Source organism: Rhizobium sp. RAF36 (genome assembly GCF_052114105.1).
Classification (GTDB): Bacteria; Pseudomonadota; Alphaproteobacteria; order Rhizobiales; family Rhizobiaceae; genus Rhizobium.
Genome location: NZ_JBFREC010000002.1, coordinates 1050140 through 1071025 on the forward strand (window position 1 = coordinate 1050140; position 20886 = coordinate 1071025).

Annotated in this window: 26 protein-coding genes; 20 read left to right on the plus strand and 6 right to left on the minus strand. The window is 63.5% G+C overall.

Annotated features, from left to right (window positions below; all coding sequences use genetic code 11):
• Positions 1–144: 144 nt before the first annotated feature.
• A complete protein-coding gene (gene trhA / locus AB4Z25_RS11115; protein ID WP_112537371.1) occupies positions 145–813 on the plus strand; it encodes a PAQR family membrane homeostasis protein TrhA in 669 nt (222 codons plus the stop codon).
• Here the strand turns inward: trhA and AB4Z25_RS11120 are convergent, their stop codons facing one another.
• Positions 814–1290, minus strand: a complete 477-nt coding sequence (locus AB4Z25_RS11120) for a hypothetical protein (RefSeq protein ID WP_112537331.1) — start codon at positions 1288–1290, stop codon at positions 814–816. It lies immediately after the preceding gene.
• Positions 1291–1417: 127 nt separating this feature from the next.
• On the opposite strand from AB4Z25_RS11120, the gene AB4Z25_RS11125 reads away from it, so the two are divergent.
• Positions 1418–1924: a GNAT family N-acetyltransferase gene (locus AB4Z25_RS11125; RefSeq protein ID WP_112537332.1), complete on the plus strand. Its 507-nt coding sequence runs from the start codon at positions 1418–1420 to the stop codon at positions 1922–1924.
• Positions 1925–2023: 99 nt separating this feature from the next.
• Here the strand turns inward: AB4Z25_RS11125 and msrB are convergent, their stop codons facing one another.
• Positions 2024–2431 (minus strand): peptide-methionine (R)-S-oxide reductase MsrB, encoded by a 408-nt coding sequence (msrB, locus tag AB4Z25_RS11130; protein ID WP_112537334.1) that lies wholly within the window; start codon positions 2429–2431, stop codon positions 2024–2026.
• Positions 2432–2602: 171 nt separating this feature from the next.
• On the opposite strand from msrB, the gene AB4Z25_RS11135 reads away from it, so the two are divergent.
• From AB4Z25_RS11135 to AB4Z25_RS11175, 9 genes are all read left to right on the plus strand, one after another.
• A complete protein-coding gene (locus AB4Z25_RS11135; protein ID WP_162698649.1) occupies positions 2603–2842 on the plus strand; it encodes a hypothetical protein in 240 nt (79 codons plus the stop codon).
• 59 nt (positions 2843–2901) lie between these two features.
• A complete protein-coding gene (locus tag AB4Z25_RS11140; protein ID WP_112537338.1) occupies positions 2902–5256 on the plus strand; it encodes a putative monovalent cation/H+ antiporter subunit A in 2355 nt (784 codons plus the stop codon).
• Between the two features lie 202 nt (positions 5257–5458).
• Positions 5459–5878 (plus strand): Na+/H+ antiporter subunit B, encoded by a 420-nt coding sequence (locus AB4Z25_RS11145; protein ID WP_442207988.1) that lies wholly within the window; start codon positions 5459–5461, stop codon positions 5876–5878.
• Positions 5878–6255, plus strand: coding sequence for a Na+/H+ antiporter subunit C (locus tag AB4Z25_RS11150; protein WP_112537343.1), 378 nt, complete (start codon positions 5878–5880; stop codon positions 6253–6255). Before AB4Z25_RS11145 ends, AB4Z25_RS11150 begins: the two co-directional genes overlap by 1 nt.
• A gap of 269 nt (positions 6256–6524) precedes the next feature.
• Positions 6525–8078, plus strand: a complete 1554-nt coding sequence (locus tag AB4Z25_RS11155; protein ID WP_112537344.1) for a Na+/H+ antiporter subunit D — start codon at positions 6525–6527, stop codon at positions 8076–8078.
• The gene (locus AB4Z25_RS11160; protein WP_112537345.1) at positions 8075–8548 is read left to right on the plus strand and encodes a Na+/H+ antiporter subunit E; all 474 of its coding nucleotides are present in this window, start codon (positions 8075–8077) and stop codon (positions 8546–8548) included. The genes AB4Z25_RS11155 and AB4Z25_RS11160 overlap by 4 nt, the downstream gene beginning before the upstream one ends.
• The gene (locus tag AB4Z25_RS11165; RefSeq protein ID WP_112537346.1) at positions 8545–8922 is read left to right on the plus strand and encodes a cation:proton antiporter; all 378 of its coding nucleotides are present in this window, start codon (positions 8545–8547) and stop codon (positions 8920–8922) included. Before AB4Z25_RS11160 ends, AB4Z25_RS11165 begins: the two co-directional genes overlap by 4 nt.
• On the plus strand, positions 8922–9251 hold the full coding sequence (gene mnhG, locus AB4Z25_RS11170; RefSeq protein ID WP_112537347.1) for a monovalent cation/H(+) antiporter subunit G: 330 nt from the start codon (positions 8922–8924) through the stop codon (positions 9249–9251). The genes AB4Z25_RS11165 and mnhG overlap by 1 nt, the downstream gene beginning before the upstream one ends.
• Before the next feature lie 437 nt (positions 9252–9688).
• Positions 9689–10120, plus strand: a complete 432-nt coding sequence (locus AB4Z25_RS11175; RefSeq protein ID WP_112389884.1) for a MucR family transcriptional regulator — start codon at positions 9689–9691, stop codon at positions 10118–10120.
• 57 nt (positions 10121–10177) lie between these two features.
• On the opposite strand, the gene AB4Z25_RS11180 is transcribed toward AB4Z25_RS11175, so the two are convergent.
• On the minus strand, positions 10178–11383 hold the full coding sequence (locus AB4Z25_RS11180; protein ID WP_112537348.1) for an MFS transporter: 1206 nt from the start codon (positions 11381–11383) through the stop codon (positions 10178–10180).
• Between the two features lie 424 nt (positions 11384–11807).
• Positions 11808–12704, minus strand: coding sequence for an AraC family transcriptional regulator (locus tag AB4Z25_RS11185; protein WP_112541161.1), 897 nt, complete (start codon positions 12702–12704; stop codon positions 11808–11810).
• A 98-nt stretch (positions 12705–12802) separates the two neighbouring features.
• Here AB4Z25_RS11185 and AB4Z25_RS11190 point away from each other — a divergent pair, with 98 nt between their 5' ends.
• The 4 genes from AB4Z25_RS11190 (at position 12803) to AB4Z25_RS11205 (ending at position 15673) form a co-directional block, all read left to right on the plus strand.
• The gene (locus tag AB4Z25_RS11190) at positions 12803–13555 is read left to right on the plus strand and encodes an SDR family oxidoreductase (protein WP_112541160.1); all 753 of its coding nucleotides are present in this window, start codon (positions 12803–12805) and stop codon (positions 13553–13555) included.
• 68 nt (positions 13556–13623) lie between these two features.
• Positions 13624–14292 carry a LysE family translocator gene (locus tag AB4Z25_RS11195; protein ID WP_112541159.1) on the plus strand — a complete coding sequence of 223 codons (669 nt, stop codon included), beginning with the start codon at positions 13624–13626 and terminating at the stop codon, positions 14290–14292.
• Between the two features lie 138 nt (positions 14293–14430).
• On the plus strand, positions 14431–14871 hold the full coding sequence (locus AB4Z25_RS11200; RefSeq protein ID WP_442207989.1) for a helix-turn-helix domain-containing protein: 441 nt from the start codon (positions 14431–14433) through the stop codon (positions 14869–14871).
• A complete protein-coding gene (locus AB4Z25_RS11205; protein WP_112541158.1) occupies positions 14864–15673 on the plus strand; it encodes a DUF6456 domain-containing protein in 810 nt (269 codons plus the stop codon). Before AB4Z25_RS11200 ends, AB4Z25_RS11205 begins: the two co-directional genes overlap by 8 nt.
• On the opposite strand, the gene AB4Z25_RS11210 is transcribed toward AB4Z25_RS11205, so the two are convergent.
• Positions 15670–16284, minus strand: a complete 615-nt coding sequence (locus AB4Z25_RS11210; protein ID WP_112541157.1) for a DUF1442 domain-containing protein — start codon at positions 16282–16284, stop codon at positions 15670–15672. The genes AB4Z25_RS11205 and AB4Z25_RS11210 overlap by 4 nt on opposite strands.
• 278 nt (positions 16285–16562) lie before the next feature.
• On the opposite strand from AB4Z25_RS11210, the gene AB4Z25_RS11215 reads away from it, so the two are divergent.
• The 3 genes from AB4Z25_RS11215 (at position 16563) to AB4Z25_RS11225 (ending at position 18117) form a co-directional block, all read left to right on the plus strand.
• Positions 16563–17339: a siderophore-interacting protein gene (locus AB4Z25_RS11215; RefSeq protein ID WP_112541163.1), complete on the plus strand. Its 777-nt coding sequence runs from the start codon at positions 16563–16565 to the stop codon at positions 17337–17339.
• Between the two features lie 147 nt (positions 17340–17486).
• Positions 17487–17714, plus strand: coding sequence for a DUF4160 domain-containing protein (locus AB4Z25_RS11220; RefSeq protein ID WP_112541156.1), 228 nt, complete (start codon positions 17487–17489; stop codon positions 17712–17714).
• Positions 17707–18117 (plus strand): DUF2442 domain-containing protein, encoded by a 411-nt coding sequence (locus tag AB4Z25_RS11225; protein ID WP_112541155.1) that lies wholly within the window; start codon positions 17707–17709, stop codon positions 18115–18117. The genes AB4Z25_RS11220 and AB4Z25_RS11225 overlap by 8 nt, the downstream gene beginning before the upstream one ends.
• Positions 18118–18195: 78 nt before the next feature.
• On the opposite strand, the gene AB4Z25_RS11230 is transcribed toward AB4Z25_RS11225, so the two are convergent.
• Positions 18196–19056, minus strand: a complete 861-nt coding sequence (locus tag AB4Z25_RS11230; protein WP_112541154.1) for a LysR family transcriptional regulator — start codon at positions 19054–19056, stop codon at positions 18196–18198.
• An 89-nt stretch (positions 19057–19145) separates the two neighbouring features.
• On the opposite strand from AB4Z25_RS11230, the gene AB4Z25_RS11235 reads away from it, so the two are divergent.
• The gene (locus AB4Z25_RS11235) at positions 19146–19847 is read left to right on the plus strand and encodes a haloacid dehalogenase type II (RefSeq protein ID WP_112541162.1); all 702 of its coding nucleotides are present in this window, start codon (positions 19146–19148) and stop codon (positions 19845–19847) included.
• A gap of 20 nt (positions 19848–19867) precedes the next feature.
• Positions 19868–20659, plus strand: a complete 792-nt coding sequence (locus tag AB4Z25_RS11240; RefSeq protein WP_112541153.1) for an aldolase — start codon at positions 19868–19870, stop codon at positions 20657–20659.
• Positions 20660–20886: the final 227 nt, after the last annotated feature.

Here is a 20886-nt window from a genome sequence, read left to right on the forward strand (position 1 = left end):
TCTCTTCCGGCCGTGCCTATAGCCGGAAATCCGCGCCCTGCCATCCCCGGCTTCACGAAGTTTTACCGCCTACTGCCTTAGTGTCGGTTGCGCCGCTCTCTGTTCGATGCGAGCATTGCTGCCGATGAAAAACGGGTGTGCATGATGGCCGAGTTCAACGGGATCCGCTGGGCTTACGACAAATACGAACTAATCGCCGACGGCATCGTCCACGGTGTCGGGCTGGCGCTGGCGCTGGTCGGCGCCACCGTGTTGATTTTCTATGCGACGCTGTGGAGCAGCCATGGCGAGCTGGCCGCCGCCTGGGTCTATGGCGTCGGTCTGGTCATGACCATCGGCATCTCCTTCACCTACAATGCCTGGCCGGTGTCGCGCACCAAATGGTTCCTGCGCCGCTTCGATCATTCGTCGATCTTCGTGCTGATCGCCGCCACCTACACGCCGTTCCTCGAAAAGGGCTCCGACGATCCGCTGCTCTTTGCCATGCTGATCGGCATCTGGGTGGTCGCCATCGCCGGGATCGTGCTGAAATGCGTCTTTCCCGGGCGCTATGACCGGCTGGCGATCCTGCTCTATCTGGCGATGGGCTGGAGCGGCGTGCTGGTTGCCGAACCTGTCGCCTCGCGCATTCCCTTCGCCTCGATGCTCCTGATCGTCATCGGCGGCCTGATCTATTCGGCGGGCGTCATCTTCCATGTCTGGGAAAAGCTGCGCTTCCAGAACGCCATCTGGCACGGCTTCGTCGTTGCCGCGGCCGCCGTACACTACTCGGCCGTGCTCACCTGCTTCAGCATGAGCGCTTCCAATCTCTGATCAGCGGCAGTGCGGCGGGCCCGAAAGCGTCTTGACCAGATGGGCAACCTTAGGGTCGTAGAGCTTCGCCTGCGCCTTCGGATATTCGAGCGTGAAATAGCCGCCGGCGCCCTGGCAGAGCGAGACCGCCCGCACATAGAGGATGCGGTCCTTGCGGGTGCCTGAATAGCTCATCCAGTCCTTGGCCGATTTCTCGTAGGTGATCGTCCAGCCCTCGTCCTTTTCCGATTGCTTCCGGTTGGCGACATCTTCGCCGAGCGTACCCTCGGTCACGGTGGAGCCGAACACCAGCAAGGTCGCCTTGCCATCCTTCGATTGCAGCGTGATGCCATCGCCATTGTCAGCCTCGCTGACGGTGCGGAAATCGCCGGGCAGATCGATGACATAGCCAAAGCGCGGATTGGCATAGGGCTTCCAGCCGTCGGCAAGGGCGGGCGCCGCTGCAAGGAGCAGCGGAAGAAGGAAGAATAGACGCATGAAGGCTCCCTCAGAGATCGCCGCAGACTAGCGCAAACCGCAATCCCGGTCGCGGCAAATCTCCGGGTTTACATCCCCGGAATGCCAGCGTATCGGTCCTGCAATATCCGCCGGAATGGAACATGATATGACCGACGCCGTCACCCTTCGCGACGCCACCGAAGCCGACCTTGCTGCGATCCGCGACATCTACAACCACGCGGTCGAGCACACGACGGCGATCTGGAACGAGACGGTCGTCGATCTCGAAAACCGCGTCGAATGGTTCAATGCCCGCAAGGCGAGAGGTTTTCCGGTGCTGGTCGCGGAACGCAACGGCGAGATCGCCGGCTACGCCTCCTATGGCGACTGGCGCGCCTTCGACGGTTTCCGCCACACGGTCGAGCATTCCGTCTATGTCGAGAAAGACAATCAGGGCGCGGGCATCGGCAAGCTGTTGATGCAGGCGCTGATCAAGCGCGCCTCCGAAAACGGCATCCACGTGATGATTGCCGGGATCGAGGCCAACAACACCGCCTCGATCGCCCTCCACGAAAAGCTCGGCTTCCGCAACGGCGGCACCTTCAGGGAAGTCGGCAAGAAGTTCGGCCGCTGGCTGGATTTGACGTTTATGGAGTTGCGGGTGCCGGAGTGAGTCCGAAAAAGACCGATTAGACGGTTTTTCTAACCTTGCCGCGTCATCCACGTCAGTAGAACAGCCGCAGCGCTCGTCGTCGAGCGCCTGCGCCGCTGATCACTCCGGCTCGAACACCATCGCATGCCCATTGATGCAATACCGCAGCCCTGTCGGTGGCGGGCCGTCGGGGAAGACGTGGCCGAGATGGGCATCGCAATTGGCGCAACGGATTTCGGTGCGCACCATGCCATAGGACGTATCGCGATACTCGGTCACCGCTTCAGGCGAAACCGCCTCGAAATAGCTCGGCCAGCCGCATCCGGCGTCGAATTTGGTATCGGAGCGGAACAGCGGCTCATTACAGCAGATGCAGCGGTAGAGGCCGGTCTCGAAACGATCCCAATAGGGGCCGGTAAAGGCGCGTTCGGTGCCGTGCTGCCGCGTGATGCGGTATTGCTCCGGCGTCAGCTGCGCTTTCCATTCGTCGTCGGTCTTGTCGATCTTCAAACTGTCGGTGTCGGACATGGGGGCTTGCTCCTTCGGCGCCGGAGAAGACAAATTTCGACCTGCGGAATGTGGATCGGAAATCGGGCCGGATCAAGAGTAGCCTGAAAAGCTTAGTCCCTATTGCAGGTTTGCGGCTGGCCGCTCCAGCGCCTATTCTACCGGGTAACGGCGCAACAGGGGGATCTGGAGGTGCTGACCGTTATCTTCGTCATTGCCTATGCTGGCGCCGCTGCGCTCTGCATGGCCGCCACCTCGCTGGAGGGCTGGGTGAACCATGACGGCTTTGGCCCCTGGCGGATCGCCGGGCTGGCCGCCTGCCTGTTCTGGCCGCTGGTTCTTCTGTTGCCGCTGATCCATACCGCTGCCGGGCCGCGCTTTGCCTGTGCACCCATCCCGAAAAGGCTTGAGACCCGCCGCCGATTGACCTAAATCTTGGCGACGCACCCGGTTTTTCCGGAATTTTCTAGGTTCTGGCAAGGGGAGGGCGCATGGGCGATGTCACGGCTTTGACATTCCTTGCCTTGTGCCTGCCGCTCATCGGCGCTGCCGCCGCACCGCTTGCCGTCCGCATCTTCGGCGCCAAAGCCGCCTGGCCGCTGGCGCTCTTTCCGCTGCTCGCCTTCCTGCATTTCACCCGCTTTCTGCCCGAAATCGCCGCCGGCGAAGTCGCGACCGGCGGCTATGTCTGGGTGCCGAGCTACAATCTCAGCTTCTCCTGGTTCCTGGATGGCCTGTCGCTCACCTTCGCCCTCCTGATCACAGGCATCGGCACGCTGATCGTGCTTTATGCCGGGGGATACCTGAAGGGCCATAGAGATCAGGGCCGATTCTTTTCCTTCATCTTCCTGTTCATGGGCTCGATGCTGGGTCTCGTCGTGTCCGACAGCTTCCTGATGCTCTTCATCTTCTGGGAGCTGACCTCGATCACCTCTTTCCTGTTGATCGGCTTCGACCACGAGCGCGAGGCAGCCCGGCGCGCGGCGCTTCAGGCGCTCGTCGTCACCGGCGGCGGCGGGCTCTGCCTGCTGGCGGGGCTGCTGTTCATCTGGAACATCACCGGCGTCACCCAGCTGTCGCTGATCATGGAAGCCGGCGATCTGATGCGCCAGAGCCCGTTCTATCTGGCAACGCTGCTCCTCGTGCTTGGCGGCGCCTTCACCAAGTCGGCGCAGTTTCCGTTTCACTTCTGGCTGCCGAATGCCATGGAGGCGCCGACCCCGGTTTCGGCCTACCTGCACTCGGCAACCATGGTGAAGGCAGGCGTCTATCTGCTGCTCCGCCTCCATCCGCTGCTGGGTGAAACGCCCGCCTGGGAAATCCTGCTGCCGTTCTTCGGCGGCATGACGCTGGTCACCGGATCGGCGCTCGCCATACGCCAGACCGATCTGAAGCTGAAGCTCGCCTATACGACGGTCGCCTCGCTCGGCCTCCTGGTGCTGCTCACCGGTTTTGGTTCGGAATATGCGATCGAGGCGGCGGTGCTCTATCTGGTCGCCCATTCGCTGTTCAAGGGCGCGCTGTTCATGGTCGCCGGCATTCTCGATCACGAGACCGGCACCCGCGATGTCACCCGCCTCAGCGGTCTCGGACCGGCCATGCCGCTCACCTGCGCCGCAGCCCTTGCCGCCGCGATTTCGATGGCCGGTCTGCCGCCCTTCTTCGGCTTCCTCGCCAAGGAGGAGATCTATGCCGCCCTGGCGCTCGGCGATCTGCGCTCCATCGTCTTCACCTCGGTTGCGATCTTCGGCAATGTGCTGATGTTTGCGATTGCCTTCGCCGTCGGCCTCAAGCCGTTCATCGGCACGCCCGTTACCACGCCGAAGATCGCCCACGAGGCGCCGTTGCTGCTCTGGCTCGGCCCGGCGCTTCTGGCGCTGCTCGGCCTTGCCGCGGCCATCTTCGCGCCCGCCGTTCATCGCTACATCTCCATCCCCATGGCCTCCGCGATCGAGCACCGGCCGGTGGAGGTCACCATCTCGCTGCTGCCGCATATCGGCGTGCCGCTGCTTTTGTCGGTGGTCACCATCGCGCTCGGCATCGTTATCTATTGGCAGCTCGACCGCTGCCGCCGATGGACGGATGCCTTCTTCCGCGCTGCCGGGCCGGGGCCGGACTGGTATTTCGATCTCTTCATCTCGGGCCTTGTGCGCCTCTCGCATCGCGTCACCCGGCTGCTGCAGCCGGGAAAGCTCGAAATCTACGTCACCACCACCTTCGTGCTGCTGGCGGCGATCTTGCTGGTGCCGCTCTATGTCTATGGCGAGTGGCCACAGGCGATCGTCTGGCCGCGCGATGTGCGCCTTTATGAATGGGCGGTGTTCTTTCTTGCTGCAGCGGGGCTCGGCGCCGTGCTGGTGGCGCGCGACCGGCTGACGGCGATTGCCGCGCTCGGCATCCAGGGCCTCTCCGTGGCGCTGATCTTCCTGCTGTTCGGCGCCCCTGACCTTGCCTTCACACAGTTCATGGTCGAGACATTGAGTGTCGTCATCCTGGCGCTGGTGATGACCCGGCTCAGGCTCTCACCCGCCGACCGGCGCCCGCCCGGCCAGCGTTTTGCCGATGCGGCGATCGCGCTTGCCTGCGGTGCGGGGCTGACGCTGCTGCTTATCCGCGCCACGTCTGGGCCGTTCGATGCAACGCTTTCCGATTTCTTCAACACCTATTCGAAGACCATCGCCCACGGCGCCAATGTCGTGAACGTCATCATCGTCGATTTCCGCGGCACCGACACGCTGGGCGAAATCGCCGTCGTCGCCGTCGCCGCCCTGGCGATCATCGCCCTGATCGGCATGCGGGCAGGCGGCGTCCGGCCACTGCCGAAGCGGCCGGGGAGGGAGACGTGATGGTGACCCAGGCTCTTCCCTTCTCCCCTCGGGGAGAAGGTGGCCCGAAGGGCCGGATGAGGGGGCTACACGGTAAGGCCGTGCCCAGCTTCATTAATCGCTTCGAGCCCGCGGCCCCCTCATCCCCGGCGCAACAAGTTGCGCCTGACCTGCCGGGCACCTTCTCCCCGCGGGGGAGAAGGGAAGGCGAGGCCGCCCACCCATGAACACCCTGATCTTCCGCGCCATCGCCCCCTTCCTCACGGCCCTGATGCTGCTCTTTTCCGTCTTCATCCTACTGCGCGGCCACAACGAGCCCGGCGGCGGTTTCATCGGCGGGTTGATCGCGGCTTCCGCGCTGGCGATCTATGGCATCGCCAATGGCGTGCCGGCCGTGCGCCGCGCCATCCGTATCCACCCGCTGGCAATCGCCGGTGCCGGACTGCTGATGTCCACGGCCGCCGGATTGCTGTCGATCATATCAGGCGTCCCCTTCATGACCGGGCTCTGGATCTATCCAACCATCCTCGGTCTGGAAGTGCCGCTCTCCTCGGTCATGCTCTTCGATATCGGCGTCTATTTCGTCGTGCTCGGCGCCATCACCGCCATTGCTTTGGCGCTGGAAGAAAGGGAGGACGACTGATGGAGCCGCTTGTCGCCATTCTTTCGGGCCTGTTCTTCTCGGCCGCGATCTATCTGATGCTGTCGAAATTCTCGATCCGCATCATGCTCGGCATCGCCATCCTCGGAAACGGCGTCAACCTATTGCTCTTCACCGCCGGCCGCCTGACCCGCGAGGTGCCGCCGATCATCGCCGCCGGTCTCGACACGCTGCCCGCGGGTGCCGCCAACCCGCTGCCGCAGGCCCTCATCCTGACGGCGATCGTCATCTCCTTCTCCTTCCTCGCCTTCCTGCTGGTGCTGACCTACCGCGCCTACCAGGACACCGGCACCGACAATACCGACGAGATGCGGATGGCCGAGCCGCGCGACGAGCCGGTTCCGCCGGTGGGGTATTGAGGATGGGTGTTGTGCGCGTGGCTACCCCCCTCTGCCCTGCCGGGCATCTCCCCCTCAAGGGGGGAGATTGGCTGGCTGCATCCGCTCGTGCCTCTCTCAGCGAGCCGAAATTGGCGATGTCGCTTGAAGATGAGATGGGGAGCCCACCACTCGTGTTCTCCCCCCTTGAGGGGGAGATGCCCGGCAGGGCAGAGGGGGGTACCCCACCCGTAACGCCCACAGCTGAGGCCGCCACCACACCCTCGACACTCAAGGGAGCCACTACCTAGATGGCCACCCCCACCACCAGCCTCGACCTCTCCACCGCCATGCTCACCGCCCCCGTGCCGGCCGGTCACTGGCTGGTCATTCTCCCGGTCGCGCTCTGCATCGTCCTCGGCGCCCTGCTGCTGACGCTGCGCTCCCGCATCCATCTCCATGCCCCGATCGCCATCGCCGGCCTGACGGCTCTCGTCGTCATCGATGCACTGCTCCTGCAGAAGGTCATCGTCGAAGGCCCGGTCACCATGGTGATGGGCCGCTGGCTGCCGCCCTTCGGCATTGCCTTCACCGCCGATCTCTTCGGCGTGCTGATGGCGCTGGCCGGGGCGATCGCGGCGCTGGCGGCAAGTGTCTATGCGCTGTCCGATACCGATGCCGGGCACCGCCGCTTCGGCTTCTTCCCGCTGCTGCTTCTGCTCATGGCCGGGGTCAGCGGCGCCTTCCTGACCGGCGACGTCTTCAATCTCTACGTCTGGTTCGAGGTGCTGCTGATCTCCTCCTTCGGCCTGCTGATCCTGGGTTCCGAGCCCAGGCAGATCGACGGGGCGATGAAATATGCGGTGCTGAACCTCATCGCCACCACGCTGTTCCTCGTGGCCGTCGGCTATCTCTATGCCATCTTCGGCACGCTCAACATGGCCGATATCGCCGAAAAGGCCGCCGGCCTGCGCGACGGCGCGCCGCTGATGACGCTGGCAGCTCTTTTCCTGTTTGCCTTCGCCATGAAGGCCGCCGCCTTTCCAGTCAATTTCTGGCTGCCTGCCTCCTATCACACGCCGCGAACCGTCGTGTCGGCGCTGTTTGCCGGCCTGCTCACCAAGGTCGGCATCTACGCGCTGATCCGCGTGATGATCATGCTGATGCCGGTCGAGCGCGAGGAGCTCAGCCTGCTGATCGCCATTCTCGGTTCCGCCACCGTCCTGTCGGGTGCGCTGGGGGCGCTGGCCGAGAGCGATATCCGCCGCGTGCTTGGTTATACCGTCATCTCCGGCATCGGCAGCATGCTGATCGGCATCTCGATCGGCACGCCGGGTGGCGTCAGCGGCGCGATCTTCTATGCGCTGCAGTCGATCGTGCTGATGACCGCGCTCTATCTGGCAGCCGGTATTGCCGGGCGCCTCGGCGGCGGCTTCTCGCTGGTATCGCTCGGCGGCCTCTACCGGGCAAACGGCTGGTTCGCCGCGGTCTCGCTGATGCTGTTCTTCGCCGCGTCCGGCCTGCCGCCCTTTTCCGGATTCTGGCCGAAGCTGATGCTGGTCAAGGCCTCGCTCGATGTCGGCGCTTGGTGGCTGGCGGCAGCCTTGCTGACCGGCGGCTTCCTGTCGACGATCTGCTTCGGCCGCCTCTTCCTGCTCGCCTACTGGCGTCCGGCAGCGGCGCCGGCCGCGCCGGTGGCGATCGGCTGGTCCGCCGCCGCGCCGCTGATTGCGCTGACGGCGCTCGTCACGCTCTTCGGCGTGCTGCCGGAGCAGCTGCTGTCGCTGACGCAGCAGGCCGCCGAAAACCTTGCCGATCCGACCGCCTATATCCATTCGGTCTTCCCGGAGGCTCGCACACCATGATCGCCTTCGTCTTCAACCTGCTGCTCGCCATTGCCTGGGCCGCCGTATCGGGCAGCGCTTCGCTGCACAATCTGCTGCTCGGCTTCGTGCTCGGCGCTGCCGTTCTCTCCGTTGTCCGCGAACCCTTCGGCGGCAGCGGCTATCTGCGCCGCTTCCGGCTGGTTCTGTCGCTGGCTCTGCTCTTCCTGCGGGAGCTCGCACTGTCCGCCTCGGCGGTGGCGCTGACGGTACTGCGGCCGAAGATGCGGATACAGCCCGGGATCTTCGCCTTTCCGCTGACCGTCGATCGCGATTTCGAGATCACCCTGCTCGCCAACCTGATTACGCTGACGCCCGGCACGCTCTCGGTCGATGTCAGCGACGACCGCAAGACGCTCTATGTCCATGCGCTCGACTGTTCCGATCCGAAGGTGGCCCGCAAGGCGATTGCCGAAGGCTTCGAGCGCAAGATCATGGAGGCCTTCCGGTGATCGAGCCCGCCGTCATCATCCAGCTTGCAGCCGATGCGGCACTGGCCGTGCTTGGTCTGTCATTGCTGCTGACCGCCTGGCGCATCGCCGCCGGGCCGACCCTGCCGGACAGGATCGCCGGTCTCGACATGCTGACCGGCATCGCCATCGGCTTCATCGCCGTGGTCGCGGCCAAGACCGGCTTCGCGCTCTATATCGACATCGCCGTCTCGCTCGGCCTCGTCGGCTTCCTGGCGACCGTCGCCTTTGCCCGCTTCGTGCTGTCGAGGGGAATGCCGGCGGGGCAACCGGAGCCGGACGCGGTTCCGAAGCAGGGCAAGGCCGCAAAACCGAAGACAAAAGTGAAAGCCGCCAAACCGGGGAGGGCGCGGTGATGGATTATGTCGTCGCAATCATCGTTGCCGTCCTGATGCTGGCAGGCGCATTCTTCACGATGGCTGCGGCCATCGGCGTGCTGCGGCTGCCTGACGTCTATTGCCGCATGCACGCCGCCTCCAAGGCCGGCACGGTCGGTGCCAGCCTCCTGCTGCTCGCTGCCGGGGTCCATTCCGGGGATTTATCAATTTTTACGCGAGCTGTGGCCGGGATAGCCTTTCTGCTTCTGACCGCTCCGGTTGCTGCGCATCTGCTTGCGAGGGCCGCACATGCCACCGGACATGCTTTGTCGGTATTTTCCGTACGTGACGATATGCGCAAACGATGAGAGTATAAAATACAGGGCTTTAAGCAATTTTACGCAAATTTTGTCTCTGCTTATGGACTAAAGTCGGATGCTTGCTTGCAAAATCTTAATGTCGGCCAATTTTTTACGTAGAGATCACGCAAATAAGAATTGGACTTTCGGTCAAACGATGCTAATTGAATTGCAAGTAGAGTTCTGATTTCGAATTAGAATCGTTTCGCTTTTTCCATCCTTAACGTTGATATCCAATGTCTAATTAAGGCTGCGGTCGAAGAGTGCGACGTATGATTCGGATTCAGGCAGTATTGGGACAGATTTCGGCGGCAAGAATCTAGGGGTGGATTCGCGTTTTAGGACATGCTGCTGTAAGCTGGACTTCTACTGTTAGCCTCTACGAAGGCGATCTTGTGCTTTTTGGCACAAAGATCATCCACGCATGCGAACAGGAGATATAAAATATGACGGATACCGCGACCGGCACTGGGCCGGAATTGCTGGTAGAGCTGACGGCCGACATCGTGGCGGCCTATGTCAGCAATCATGTAGTCCCGGTCACCGACTTGGCCAATCTGATTTCCGACGTGCATTCCGCCCTCAGCAACACGTCCGTACCACAGCCCGCCGCAGCGATCGTAGAAAAGCAGAAGCCTGCTGTTTCTGTCCGCAAGTCCGTTCAGGACGAGCAGATCACCTGCCTGGAATGCGGTGGCAACTTCAAGTCCCTGAAGCGCCACCTGATGACCCATCACAGTCTCTCGCCGGAAGAATACCGCGAGAAGTGGGATCTTCCCGCCGACTACCCGATGGTCGCTCCCGCCTATGCCGAAGCGCGCTCGCGCCTTGCCAAGGAAATGGGTCTCGGCCAGCGCCGCAAGCGCGGCCGCGGCTGAAAAGCGCGCAGTCGATGTCAAGAGCCGGGCTTTGCGCCCGGCTTTTTTGTTTTGCGGCTATGACGGGACGGCGGCGGCCTGATCGGCCGGGCGGCGGCCGCGCAGCAAAAGCAGCATGCCGATGGCGCAAAGCGAGCAGAACAGGCACAGGGCCAGCACCGCGCCATTGCCATACGTGGTCATCAGCCAGATCAGCAGCGGCGGCGAGGCCGCCGAGATCCAGTTGAGCGGCAGGGCGATCCGCGACAGGGCTCGCGCAAATTCAGCCTTGTCGTAGAAGGTGAGCGGAATGGTAGAGCGGGCCACGGCCAGTGCGCCGCTGCTGGTGCCATAGAGCACCAGGAAAACCCCGACGGCAACGGGCGAGCCCTGAACGGCGAGCAGGATCAGGAGCGACAGGCAAAGCATTCCGGAGGCACCGGCGCCGATCGTCACGCCGTCCCATTCGGTCTTGCCGATCAGGTTCACGCCGCGCGCAGCGATCTGGATGATGCCGAGCGTCGAGCCGAAAGCCAGCGCCTGCGAAGCGCTGAGACCTTCGCCTTTCAGGAGCTCGATCAGCACCGAACTGAAGCCATAGGTGATGAAGGCATTGAAGACGATTGCCGCGACGATCAGGTAGAAGGTCCGGTCATAGGCGCGTGCCGCGACCGGCGCGGGAGCCGCCGCAGAAGAGGCGGCCTCGTTGCGCCTGCGCGGCAGCCCGAAGCCATAGAGCGGCAGGCAGAGCAGAGCCATGACCAGCGCATAGACCTGGCACGCGCCCCGCCACCCGCCATGCGCCGCCAGAAACGAGGTGAGTGGCCAGAAGATGGTGCTCGACAGGCCGGTTACCAGCATCAGTGTCGCGATTGCCCGCGCCGCCCTGCGTCCGGCGATCTCGTTGAGCAGGATATGCGCCGGCATGGTGAGACTGGCGCTGCCCGCCGCCCCGATCAGAAGCCATCCGAGAAAATAGGTGACGGGCGAATGCGCCAGAGACACCAGCATGAGCCCCGCAGCCGAAACCACCGTCCCGGCCATCATCACCACCCGCGCCCCGATGCTGGCAAAGAACCGCGACAGCAGCGGCGAGCAGACTCCCATCATCACGTAGAAAGTCGTCGTTCCGGCAAACACCGCCGGCATGCCGATCTGAAGATCAGCCGCCACGTCCCGCCCGACCACCGCCGGAAAACCGACGGCGCCCCAGCCGATCAGCTGGGCGATCGACAGGACGACGAGGGGGAGGAGGATTTTCGTCTCTGGTTCTGGTCTGGTCATCAAAATGCGTTCCGATCTGCAATTGCAAATCATTAGCAAGTGAATTCTATCAGTTTGATGACAGGGGGTGGTGGGGCGAGGGGCGAGGGGGCGGGTTGGCATCGTGGGTGGCGCGAGGAAGGATTGGCGGTTGCAGGGGGGCATCTGCCCGGGCTCTATTCGTCATGCAGTGGAAATCATTGCGCTTGCACTGAATGCCCTGCTTTGTGAGCACCTCACCCGGAGCCCCCTCATCCGCCCTTCGGGCACCTTCTCCCCGAGGGGAGAGGGGAGGATCGCGGCGGCCTCTGTGCTGGTTTCAGCGGGCCGCGGCAGCGGATGGGAACGTCCCTTCTCCCCTGGGGGAGAAGGTGGCCCGATAGGGCCGGATGAGGGGGCTACACGCTCCAACCCTTGCGACCAAACCACCCGCACCCACCCCATCTCACCCACCCCGCGCAAACCGCGCCGGCGGCACCCCCGCATGGCGCGCGAAGGCCACGCTGAATGTGCTCGCCGACCCATAGCCGACGCGCTCGGCCACCTCATCCATGGTCAGCTCCCGCCGGCGCAGCAGTTGCTTGGCGAGCGCCATGCGCCAGGCGAGCAGATATTCCATCGGCGCCAGCCCGACGACACGGCTGAAGCGGGCAAAGAAGGCGGAGCGGGAGAGGGCGGCTTCGGCGGCAAGATCGGCCACCGTCCAGGGATGGGCTGGGCGCGCATGCAGGGCGTGGAGACTGGCTGCCAGACGCTCGTCGGCAAGGCCGCGGCTGAGCCCGGGTGCGGCGGTGGTCTCGGTCCCTGATCGCAGGGCCTCGATCAGCAGCACCTCGAGAAGCCGCTCCAGCACCAGTTCGCGGGCCGGGCGCCGCGCCCGCGTCTCCTCGCCAAGGAGCTGCATCAGCGTCGCCAGGCGCGGTTCGCCGCGCACGATCACTACCTCGGGCAGCAGCGGCACGAGCAGGGCAGCATCCGGCGCGCCGAAGCTGCAATGGCCGATCCGCATGCGCAGATCCGCCGGGCCATCGAGACGCCCGGCGCGAAAACGGCCGTCGGTGAGCTGCGCCGGGATCGTATCCGGCAAACCGGCGGAAGCATCGAGGCTCTCGTTGACGAGATCGCGCATCGCAGGCACCAGCACGAAATCCCCGGCTTCCAGGATGAACGGCTGATCGTCTCCGAATGTGACGCGGCACGCGCCGTCCAGGATGGCGCAGTAAAACGGCTCGCCGGTGGCCTCGCGGCGAATGCGCCATTGGCCGGCGCATTCCACCAGCTTCGAGAAGCGCGCTGCAGGCTGCAGCAAGGTGACGATGTCGGCAAGCGGATCGATGCTCATGATCAGGACTATCGCTAAAGAAATGGAGACTTCAGCCTATATCAAGTCCTGCCACCGGTCACTATCATCGCGGCATTCCTTTCCACATGGAGAAGCGCATGCCCACGATATTGATCACCGGTTGCTCGTCCGGCTTTGGCCTGGAGACCGCCAAACTGTTTCTGGAACGCGGCTGGGAGGTGATCGCAACGATGCGCACACCCGCTGCCAGCCTGCTTCAGCCATCCGATCGCCTGCGCGTCCTGCCGCTCGACGTCACCGATCCCGCCAGCATCGCGGAAGCGGTGAAGAGCGCAGGTCCCATAGACGTGCTGGTCAACAATGCCGGTTTCGGCGCGCCGGCGCCGATCGAACTGACCGACCCCGAGACGGCGCAGTCGCTGTTTCAGACCAATGTGATCGGCACGCTGGCGATGATCCAGGCGGTGCTGCCGCAGATGCGTCAACGGCGGGCCGGCGTCATCATCAACGTCACCTCGACGGTCACGGTCAAGGTGATGCCCGTCATCGGCGTCTACCGGGCGAGCAAGGCGGCGGTGAATGCGCTGAGCGAATCCCTGGCGGTCGAAATGGAGCCGTTCGGCGTGCGGGTGCATATCGTCCTGCCGGGCCGCTCGCCGGAGACCCGCTTCGGCCAGAACGCCCGGCCGCATCTGCGCGGCGCCGATGACCCTGACTATGCGCCGCTGATCCAGGAATTCGTCAAAAGCGTTCAGGACGATACCGGCCCGATCACCCACGCGCCCGATGTCGCTGAAGCCGTCTGGCGCGCCGCCACCGATCCCGCAGCACCGCTGCGCATCCCTGGAGGCGCCGACGCCGAGTTCTGGATGGCCGAAGCGGGGTTGTAACGGCAACCCATCTTCCGCTAACTCTTGTTTTCAATTGGTAGCTTTCCTCCCTCCACGATCTCAAAGCCATGCCCGACGCCTCGATCTTCCTGACCTTCCTCATCGCCCTTGCCGTTCTGGAAATCACGCCGGGGCCGGACATGATGTTGGTCATCGCCCGCGGTGTCGGGCAGGGGCGCAGGACCGCGCTTCTGACGGTCGTCGGCATGGTCTTTGTCGCCGGGGCCGTGCAGGTCGGCCTGCTGGTCCTCGGCCTGGCATCGCTGGTGGCCGCCTATCCGTCCGCGCTGCATGTCCTCCAGTGGCTGGGCGCGGCCTATCTGATTTATCTCGGGATCAGGATGGTATGGGCAAGCTTTGCGCATCAATCCGCAGCAAGGCTGAAATCCCGGCCGGTGTCGGGGTGGAAGGCCGTGCGCGAGGGAACGTTGAACAGCCTGACCAACCCGAAGTCCCTGCTGTTCATGTTCACCTTCCTGCCGCTCTTCGTAGATCCCCATGCCGGGCCGGTCTGGCTGCAACTGCTGGTTTTGGGATCGATCCAGAAACTGGTTGGCATCTTTTCGCTCGGTGGTGTCGCACTGGCATCGGGAACCGTCGGCCAATTTCTTCACCGCTTTCCGAAACTGCTGGCCTGGCAGGAGCGGTTCACCGGCATCGTTCTTGTCGGCCTCGGCATCCGGCTTCTCCTCTCTGGCAGCCCATCTCCCGCTCCTTCGGCGGTACGATCGATATAGGAAAATAATCCACATTCAATTTCAGCAGGTTAAGCGCCGTTAAAGCCGAAGGCACGAAAAAGTTGCGGCGCGGCTCTTTCGTTTCGCGCATTCCTCTCTTATGGTATGTGAATTAATTCCTATTTCCGGGAGTTTCACATGCCGCACACTCAAATCCCTTTACCGCGCAATCGCCTCGAAACAGCCCTTCGCCCGATCATCGACGACGAGCCGCCGGCTCCACCGCCTGAGCCGCGTCCGCCATCGGTGTCGTTGCCGGTGCGCATCGTCTGCCGCATCGCCCAGAAGATCACCGCCGAGATGGTGATGATCGCGGGCAGCCGCATGCTGGAGCGGCGCGATCGCCGCCGCATGCTATGCCACGTCCGGCAGATTTCCATGTATGCCTGCCACACCGCGCTGCAATTCTCGCAGCAGGAGATCGCCGGCGGCTTCGGGCGCCATCGCACCACCGTCGCCCATGCCTGCATGATCGTCGAGCAGCGCCGCGACGACCCGGCCTTCGATGATTTCGTCTCCGCCATCGAACGCACGGTCGTCTCCGTCTTCCGTTTTCCGGAAGGAGCAGCCCATGACTGAGAAAACCACTAGCAGCGACAGGCAGATGCTGAAAATGCTGCGCTTCCTGGCGAAAGGCGAAGTTCGGCTGGAGCGCTTCGGCTCGGAAGCCGTCGCCCTCCATCACGGCACCGCCCGTCATGAAATCCCGTCCGGCTTGCTCTCCGAAGCCGTCTCCCGCGGCCTTGCCACGATGGCGCAGGACAGCGCCAGCCTGGCGCCGGCAGCGCGTGCCTATCTTCGCCGGGCGCTGGCCGAACGCGACGAGGCCTTCATCGAGCAGCATGGCGATATCACCCGCGCAACCCGCGACATCGATGGCCGGCCCGAGACGCTCAGGGTCAACGAGGCGGAATCGCCGCTTGCCTCGCTCGCCCGCCTGAAGGACAGGAATGGCGAGCCCTTCCTGCCGAAGGCCGCCCTTGCCGCCGGCGAACACCTGCATGCCGATTTCACCCGCGCCCAGCTGCAGCCGCGCGTCACCGCCTCCTGGCAGCCGCGGCTTTCTGGCCGCAGCAAGGGCGAGCGCGGCGGCATGGCCGATCTCGCCGACAGCGCCGTCGCCGCCCGCACCGCCGTCAACCGCGCGATCGAGGCGATGGGCCCGGAACTATCAGGCGCCGCCCTCGATATCTGCTGCTTCATGAAGGGCTTGGAAACCGTGGAGCGCGAACGCCAATGGCCGGTGCGCTCCGCCAAGCTGATGCTGCGCACCGCCCTCCTGGCGCTCGCCCGCCACTACAACCCGCCGCGGCGAGCCGCGAGAATCCAGCATTGGGGCGAGGAGGGGTACAGGCCGGAAATGGAGACCATCTGCCGCTAAGGCTCGTACCGGCTGATCTCCAGCCCGCTGCCCACAGGCAATAGCACGCTCGAAATCCCCAGCTTGGCGCGGATCGCCCGGCCATAGGCTTTCACATTGTCGTCGCCGGGCCGGATCATGTTGTCGGCGACGATGATCGCGCCGGGATTGAGCCGCGGATAGAAGGCCTCGAGGCAGGGGAGGTAGAGATCCTTCCAGAGATCGACGAGGACGAAATCGACGCCCGTCTTGAGCGTGCCGATCATCTCCACGGCATCGCCGATCCGGAAGTCGATATGGGCGGACAGCCCGGCCTTCTCCGCCATCTCCTGCGCAAAGGCGGATTTGTAGCCTTGCATTTCCATGGTGATCAGCCTGCCGCCCGCCGCGCGCGCCGCTTCCGCCAGCCAGATGCCGGAATAGCCGAAGGAGGTGCCGAGCTCCAGGATGACGGGCGCATCGAGGCTCTTGGCCAGAATGTTGAGAAACTGGCCGGTCTCCGGGCCAACGGCGCGCATCCGCCGGTCCTGCCCGCCGTCACGCCCGCCCGGCGGCTCGATGCGGGGGCTGGCGCGCTCCTTGGCGATCATCTCTTCATATGTGTCGAGAACCGTGCGGATCTTGGCGTCCATCATCTTTTCCATCTGCTTTCGAATGCCTATATGCGCTATATCTGACGCGGATGATCGGCCTTGCAAAAGTTAAATCTTAGTAACATCGGATATTCGCTGCGCCGTCCGTCTTGCGGCGAGGGGCTCTGTCGGTTAAAGCCGGTTCGTCAATGTCCGGGCGCTTGCCCGGTCACGTAAGCGTTAACGTCACTCAACGCGTATGATCGAACGGCTCTGCGGCTTCGATCTGCGCGACCATGTCCTGCGGATCGAGCTCTATGAGCCCCAAGAAGGACAAGATGGATAACAACACCAATTCTGCAAACAGTGCCAATGCCGCGCCCGAAATCGAGCGGGTCAGGCATGAATTGCGCCGCCGTTCGCTGATCGCCGAGAGCGTCACCGACATCACTCCCGGCATGCGCCGCGTCGTGCTGACAGGCGAAGACCTCGCCGATTTCGTCAGCCTGGCGCCCGACGACCATATCAAGGTCATCGTAGCGGGTAAGGGTGGCGAGGAAGAACGCCGCGATTACACCCCGCGCCGCTACGACAACGCCGCCCGCAGCCTGACGATCGATTTCGCCCTCCATGAAGCCGGTCCGGTCACCCAATGGGCGATCGATGCGAAGCCGGGTACCACGCTCGAAATCGGCGGCCCGCGCGGCTCGGCGGTCATCTCGAACAAGGTGAAGCGCTGGCTGCTGGTCGGCGATGAAACCGCACTTCCGGCGATCGGTCGGCGCATCGAGGAAAGCGGCGAAGGCAGCGTCATCACCCTGCTCGGCGCCGTCGCCGGACCGGAAGAGCAGCAGGTCTTTGAAACGGCAGCCGCGCTGACCACGCGCTGGATCCACCGTCCGCTGTCGGAGGCCACCGATGCCGCGCCACTGATCGCGGCGCTGAGCGGCATCGACATCGCTCCGCAGACGCTCGTCTGGGTCGCCGCCGAAGGCTCCGTCGTCCGCGCCATCCGCGCCTATCTGACCGAGGAGCGCGGCTACCCGCTCGCCTGGATCAAGGCCTCGGGCTACTGGGTCAAGGGCAAGGCGGATACCACCGAGAAGTTCGGCTGATACCCAAATGCAAAGGGGCGGGCTGACGCTCCAGCCGCCTATTCAAATGTGGAATCGATCTGTGATCGGTTCCACATTTCGTTCGAAGGCTCTCAGTCGAGCGGCCAAGGCTCTTGAAAAACCCAAGTTGTTAGGTTAATTTGGCGCATGGTCACCATCCTCCGTGAAGCAGGCATGCGATTTGTCATTTACACGGATGACCACGAACCGGCGCACACCCATGTCTACGGAGATGGGGAAGCCCGCATCAATATTCTCGATCTCACCGTGATATCGAACCGCGGAATGAAGAAGCGGGATCTGACCGTCGCCCTTGCCATCGTCCAGGCGAACAGGCGACTGTTCATCGAAAAATGGGAGAGCATCCATGGGTGAAACTGTCTTCGAAGATCGTCACTACCGGGAAGCGACCGCGAAGGGGGAGGCAGAACGCGCCCTCAGGCCCATCCCGGCATCCGTCCGTTTCGATGAGGTGTCCGGCCGCATCGTCGTGGATTTCACCAACGGTGCTGCGTTCATGGTGCCGGCCCGGTCAATACAGGGCCTTGAGGATGCGACCATCGGGCAGTTGTCTGATGTCGCGCTTCTCGGCGAGACCGGCCTGCATTGGGAAAGCCTGGACGTGGATTTTACCATTGCCGGACTGATGAACGGCATATTCGGCACGACGAAATTCATGGATGCGCAGCGCCGCGGCGGCCAATCCCGTTCAAAGGCGAAGGTAGAGGCAAGCCGCGCCAACGGCGCCAAGGGCGGCCGACCCCGGAAGAACGGCTAGGCGCTTGCAAATGACGGGCGCGAAGCCCGGCCGGTCCCCAGTTCTTCGCACTTGGCGGCCATTCGAGATTCAAGTCCATCAAGGCGCCGCCAGATTGTCTGTCAGGAATTCACCGAGGAATTTCGCCTCCGCCGAGAGTCGCGTCCGTCCCTTGACCAGCGCCAGTTCCGAATTCGGCTGCGGCTCGAAGCCGTCATCGGCCGAGAGCAGCCTGTGTTCCGGCAGCACCGCATCCGAGGGCAGCAGACTGATGCCGAGGCCGGAGGCGACGGCGGCCTGCACGCCCATCAGCCCCTGGCTGGTATAGGCGATCCGCCAGCGCCGGCCGCTGCGCTCGATGGCGCGGATTGCCCGGTCGCGATAGATGCAGCCGACGGGAAAAACCGCCAGCGGGACCGGGTCGCTTCCGGCAGTCGGCTGCCCGCCTTCCACCCAGATCAGCTCCTCGCTCCAGGTCGCCAATGCCGCGCCATCGCCGGGCTCACGCTTGATCAGCGCCAGGTCGATCTCCCCGGCATCGAGCAGCCGCTTGAGCTCCGTGCTCAAGCCGCTCACCGTATCCAGCCTTATATGCGGCGAGGCGGCCGAGAAGCCGGAGAGCAGATCGATCAGCCGCCGCCCGGCAAAATCCTCGGGAACGCCGAGACGAACGGTCTTCGGCGCCGCCGGTTTGCGCATCGCTTCGGACGCCTCGTCGGCGGTCGAAAGCAGCCGCCTAGTATAGCTCAGCAGCAACTCGCCCGCCTCCGTCGTCTGCACCCCGCCCGTCGATTTGTCGCGCAACAGCAGCGTGTGACCGAGATTGGCCTCCAGCTTCTTCACCTGCTGGCTGACGGTCGATTGCGTCAGATGCACCCGCTCGGCCGCCTTGGTGAAGCCGCCGCAATCGATAACGGCTGCGAAGGTTCTGAGAAGATCGAGGTCGAATCCGTAGCTCATTTGATTTTTCACTGAGAGAAATTTCTATATTTAATTTCTCAATGACCGCGCGCTTTGTCAATCTGGCGTCATCAACGGAGATGACGCAAATGACGCTTCCAGGCACCCGGCCGAGCTGGCTGACATTCGATTGCTACGGAACCCTGATCCAGTGGGACGAGGGGCTGCTGGCGGCGATGGATCGCATCCTCTCTGCCAAAGGCGGCGATATCGACCAGAAAGCCTTCATCGCCACCTATGACCGCCATGAGCACGCGCTGGAGGAAGAGCGCCCGCACAGATCCTTCAGAGAAGTGAGCGCCCTGGCGCTGGAAAAGGCGATGGGCGAATTCGGCCTCGGCTTCACGCCTGACGATGCCGAGATCCTGACCTCCTCGATCGGCAGGATGCCGCCATTCCCCGAAGTCGTCGAAACGCTCGGCCAGCTGAAATCGGCCGGTTTCCGCCTCGCCGTCATCTCCAACACCGATGATGCGATCATCGCAGGCAACGTCGCCCAACTCGGCGGCCATGTCGACCGCGTCATCACCGCCGAACAGGCCGGCGCCTACAAGCCATCGGCACAAATCTTCCGTCACGCTTGGAAAGAGTTGGGTATCGGCATCAATGATCTGGTGCATATCTGCGCCAGCCCGCATCTCGACCTTGCCGCAGCCCGCAAACTCGGCTTTCGTACCGTCTGGGTCGATCGCGGCACCGGGCGCAAGCCGCTGGCCGATTACGCCGCCAACGCGGTGGTTCCCACGCTCGACAAGGTGCCCGGCGTGCTCGCTGCCGCCGGCTGGATCTAACGGATATTGCGGAGGTAGACATGGCGCACGAACTCAATCTCTCGAAGGGCGGCCCCGCCATCCTGCGCAACATCCCGCTCGATAGCGAGGAGATCTGGAAGGCCCGCGCCGATCTCGCCGCCTGCCTCAGGATGGCGGCCAGGCTCGGCCTGGAGGAGGGAATCTGCAACCATTTCTCGGCCGTCGTCCCCGGCCATCCCGATCTCTTCCTCGTCAACCGCCTCGGCTGGGCTTTCCAGGAAGCCACCGCCTCGTCGCTCTTGATCTGCGATTTCGAGGGCAATGTGATCTCTGGCGACGGCGTGCCCGAGGCCACCGCCTTCTTCATCCACGCCCGCCTGCACAAGATGTCGCCGCGTGTTGGTGCTGCCTTCCACACCCATATGCCGAATGCCACCGCACTCAGCATGGTCGAAGGCGAGCCGCTGATCTTCGCCGGCCAGACCGCCCTGAAATTCTACGGCCGCGTCGCCGTCGACGAGAATTACAACGGCCTGGCGCTCGACGAACGCGAAGGCGACCGCATCGCCGCCGTCCTCGGCGATAACGACATCCTGTTCATGAAAAACCACGGCGTCATGGTCTGCGCCCCCAATATCGCCGAGGCCTGGGACGATCTCTACTACCTCGAACGCGCCGCCGAAGTGCAGCTCAAAGCCATGAGCACCGGCCGCCGCCTGCTGCCGGTCACGCCCGAGGTGGCGGCGGCTGCGGCAAAGCAGATGCGCGAGGGCGACCCGGAAAGCGCGCGGATGCATCTGGAGAGTGTCAGGCGGGTGCTGGATCGGGAGGGGTCGGGCTATCGGGACTGAGGAGGATTGCTGCAGCTATGCGCCGTCAAATGCTCGTTGGCTATTAGATGATGGGCGGCGCGGTGGCCGCTTTCGGCCGATACTGTTGAAAAACTATTGGTGGTGAGCATCTCATCTATCCCCTTAGAAATTAGCGTCCGTGACACGAACGCCCGCCGAGATATCGTAATGCCTTTCTAGGAGGCTAAATGTGTGTAACTCGGTTGTGGATGGCGAAACAATTTATA

Coding starts and splice junctions, on each gene's coding strand:
- trhA (WP_112537371.1), top strand. CDS start 145: ATGGCCGAGTTCAACGGGATCCGCTGGGCTTACGACAAATACGAACTA.
- AB4Z25_RS11120 (WP_112537331.1), bottom strand. CDS start 1,290: ATGCGTCTATTCTTCCTTCTTCCGCTGCTCCTTGCAGCGGCGCCCGCC.
- AB4Z25_RS11125 (WP_112537332.1), top strand. CDS start 1,418: ATGACCGACGCCGTCACCCTTCGCGACGCCACCGAAGCCGACCTTGCT.
- msrB (WP_112537334.1), bottom strand. CDS start 2,431: ATGTCCGACACCGACAGTTTGAAGATCGACAAGACCGACGACGAATGG.
- AB4Z25_RS11140 (WP_112537338.1), top strand. CDS start 2,902: ATGGGCGATGTCACGGCTTTGACATTCCTTGCCTTGTGCCTGCCGCTC.
- AB4Z25_RS11145 (WP_442207988.1), top strand. CDS start 5,459: ATGAACACCCTGATCTTCCGCGCCATCGCCCCCTTCCTCACGGCCCTG.
- AB4Z25_RS11150 (WP_112537343.1), top strand. CDS start 5,878: ATGGAGCCGCTTGTCGCCATTCTTTCGGGCCTGTTCTTCTCGGCCGCG.
- AB4Z25_RS11155 (WP_112537344.1), top strand. CDS start 6,525: ATGGCCACCCCCACCACCAGCCTCGACCTCTCCACCGCCATGCTCACC.
- AB4Z25_RS11160 (WP_112537345.1), top strand. CDS start 8,075: ATGATCGCCTTCGTCTTCAACCTGCTGCTCGCCATTGCCTGGGCCGCC.
- mnhG (WP_112537347.1), top strand. CDS start 8,922: ATGGATTATGTCGTCGCAATCATCGTTGCCGTCCTGATGCTGGCAGGC.
- AB4Z25_RS11175 (WP_112389884.1), top strand. CDS start 9,689: ATGACGGATACCGCGACCGGCACTGGGCCGGAATTGCTGGTAGAGCTG.
- AB4Z25_RS11180 (WP_112537348.1), bottom strand. CDS start 11,383: ATGACCAGACCAGAACCAGAGACGAAAATCCTCCTCCCCCTCGTCGTC.
- AB4Z25_RS11185 (WP_112541161.1), bottom strand. CDS start 12,704: ATGAGCATCGATCCGCTTGCCGACATCGTCACCTTGCTGCAGCCTGCA.
- AB4Z25_RS11190 (WP_112541160.1), top strand. CDS start 12,803: ATGCCCACGATATTGATCACCGGTTGCTCGTCCGGCTTTGGCCTGGAG.
- AB4Z25_RS11195 (WP_112541159.1), top strand. CDS start 13,624: ATGCCCGACGCCTCGATCTTCCTGACCTTCCTCATCGCCCTTGCCGTT.
- AB4Z25_RS11200 (WP_442207989.1), top strand. CDS start 14,431: ATGCCGCACACTCAAATCCCTTTACCGCGCAATCGCCTCGAAACAGCC.
- AB4Z25_RS11205 (WP_112541158.1), top strand. CDS start 14,864: ATGACTGAGAAAACCACTAGCAGCGACAGGCAGATGCTGAAAATGCTG.
- AB4Z25_RS11210 (WP_112541157.1), bottom strand. CDS start 16,284: ATGGACGCCAAGATCCGCACGGTTCTCGACACATATGAAGAGATGATC.
- AB4Z25_RS11215 (WP_112541163.1), top strand. CDS start 16,563: ATGGATAACAACACCAATTCTGCAAACAGTGCCAATGCCGCGCCCGAA.
- AB4Z25_RS11220 (WP_112541156.1), top strand. CDS start 17,487: ATGGTCACCATCCTCCGTGAAGCAGGCATGCGATTTGTCATTTACACG.
- AB4Z25_RS11225 (WP_112541155.1), top strand. CDS start 17,707: ATGGGTGAAACTGTCTTCGAAGATCGTCACTACCGGGAAGCGACCGCG.
- AB4Z25_RS11230 (WP_112541154.1), bottom strand. CDS start 19,056: ATGAGCTACGGATTCGACCTCGATCTTCTCAGAACCTTCGCAGCCGTT.
- AB4Z25_RS11235 (WP_112541162.1), top strand. CDS start 19,146: ATGACGCTTCCAGGCACCCGGCCGAGCTGGCTGACATTCGATTGCTAC.
- AB4Z25_RS11240 (WP_112541153.1), top strand. CDS start 19,868: ATGGCGCACGAACTCAATCTCTCGAAGGGCGGCCCCGCCATCCTGCGC.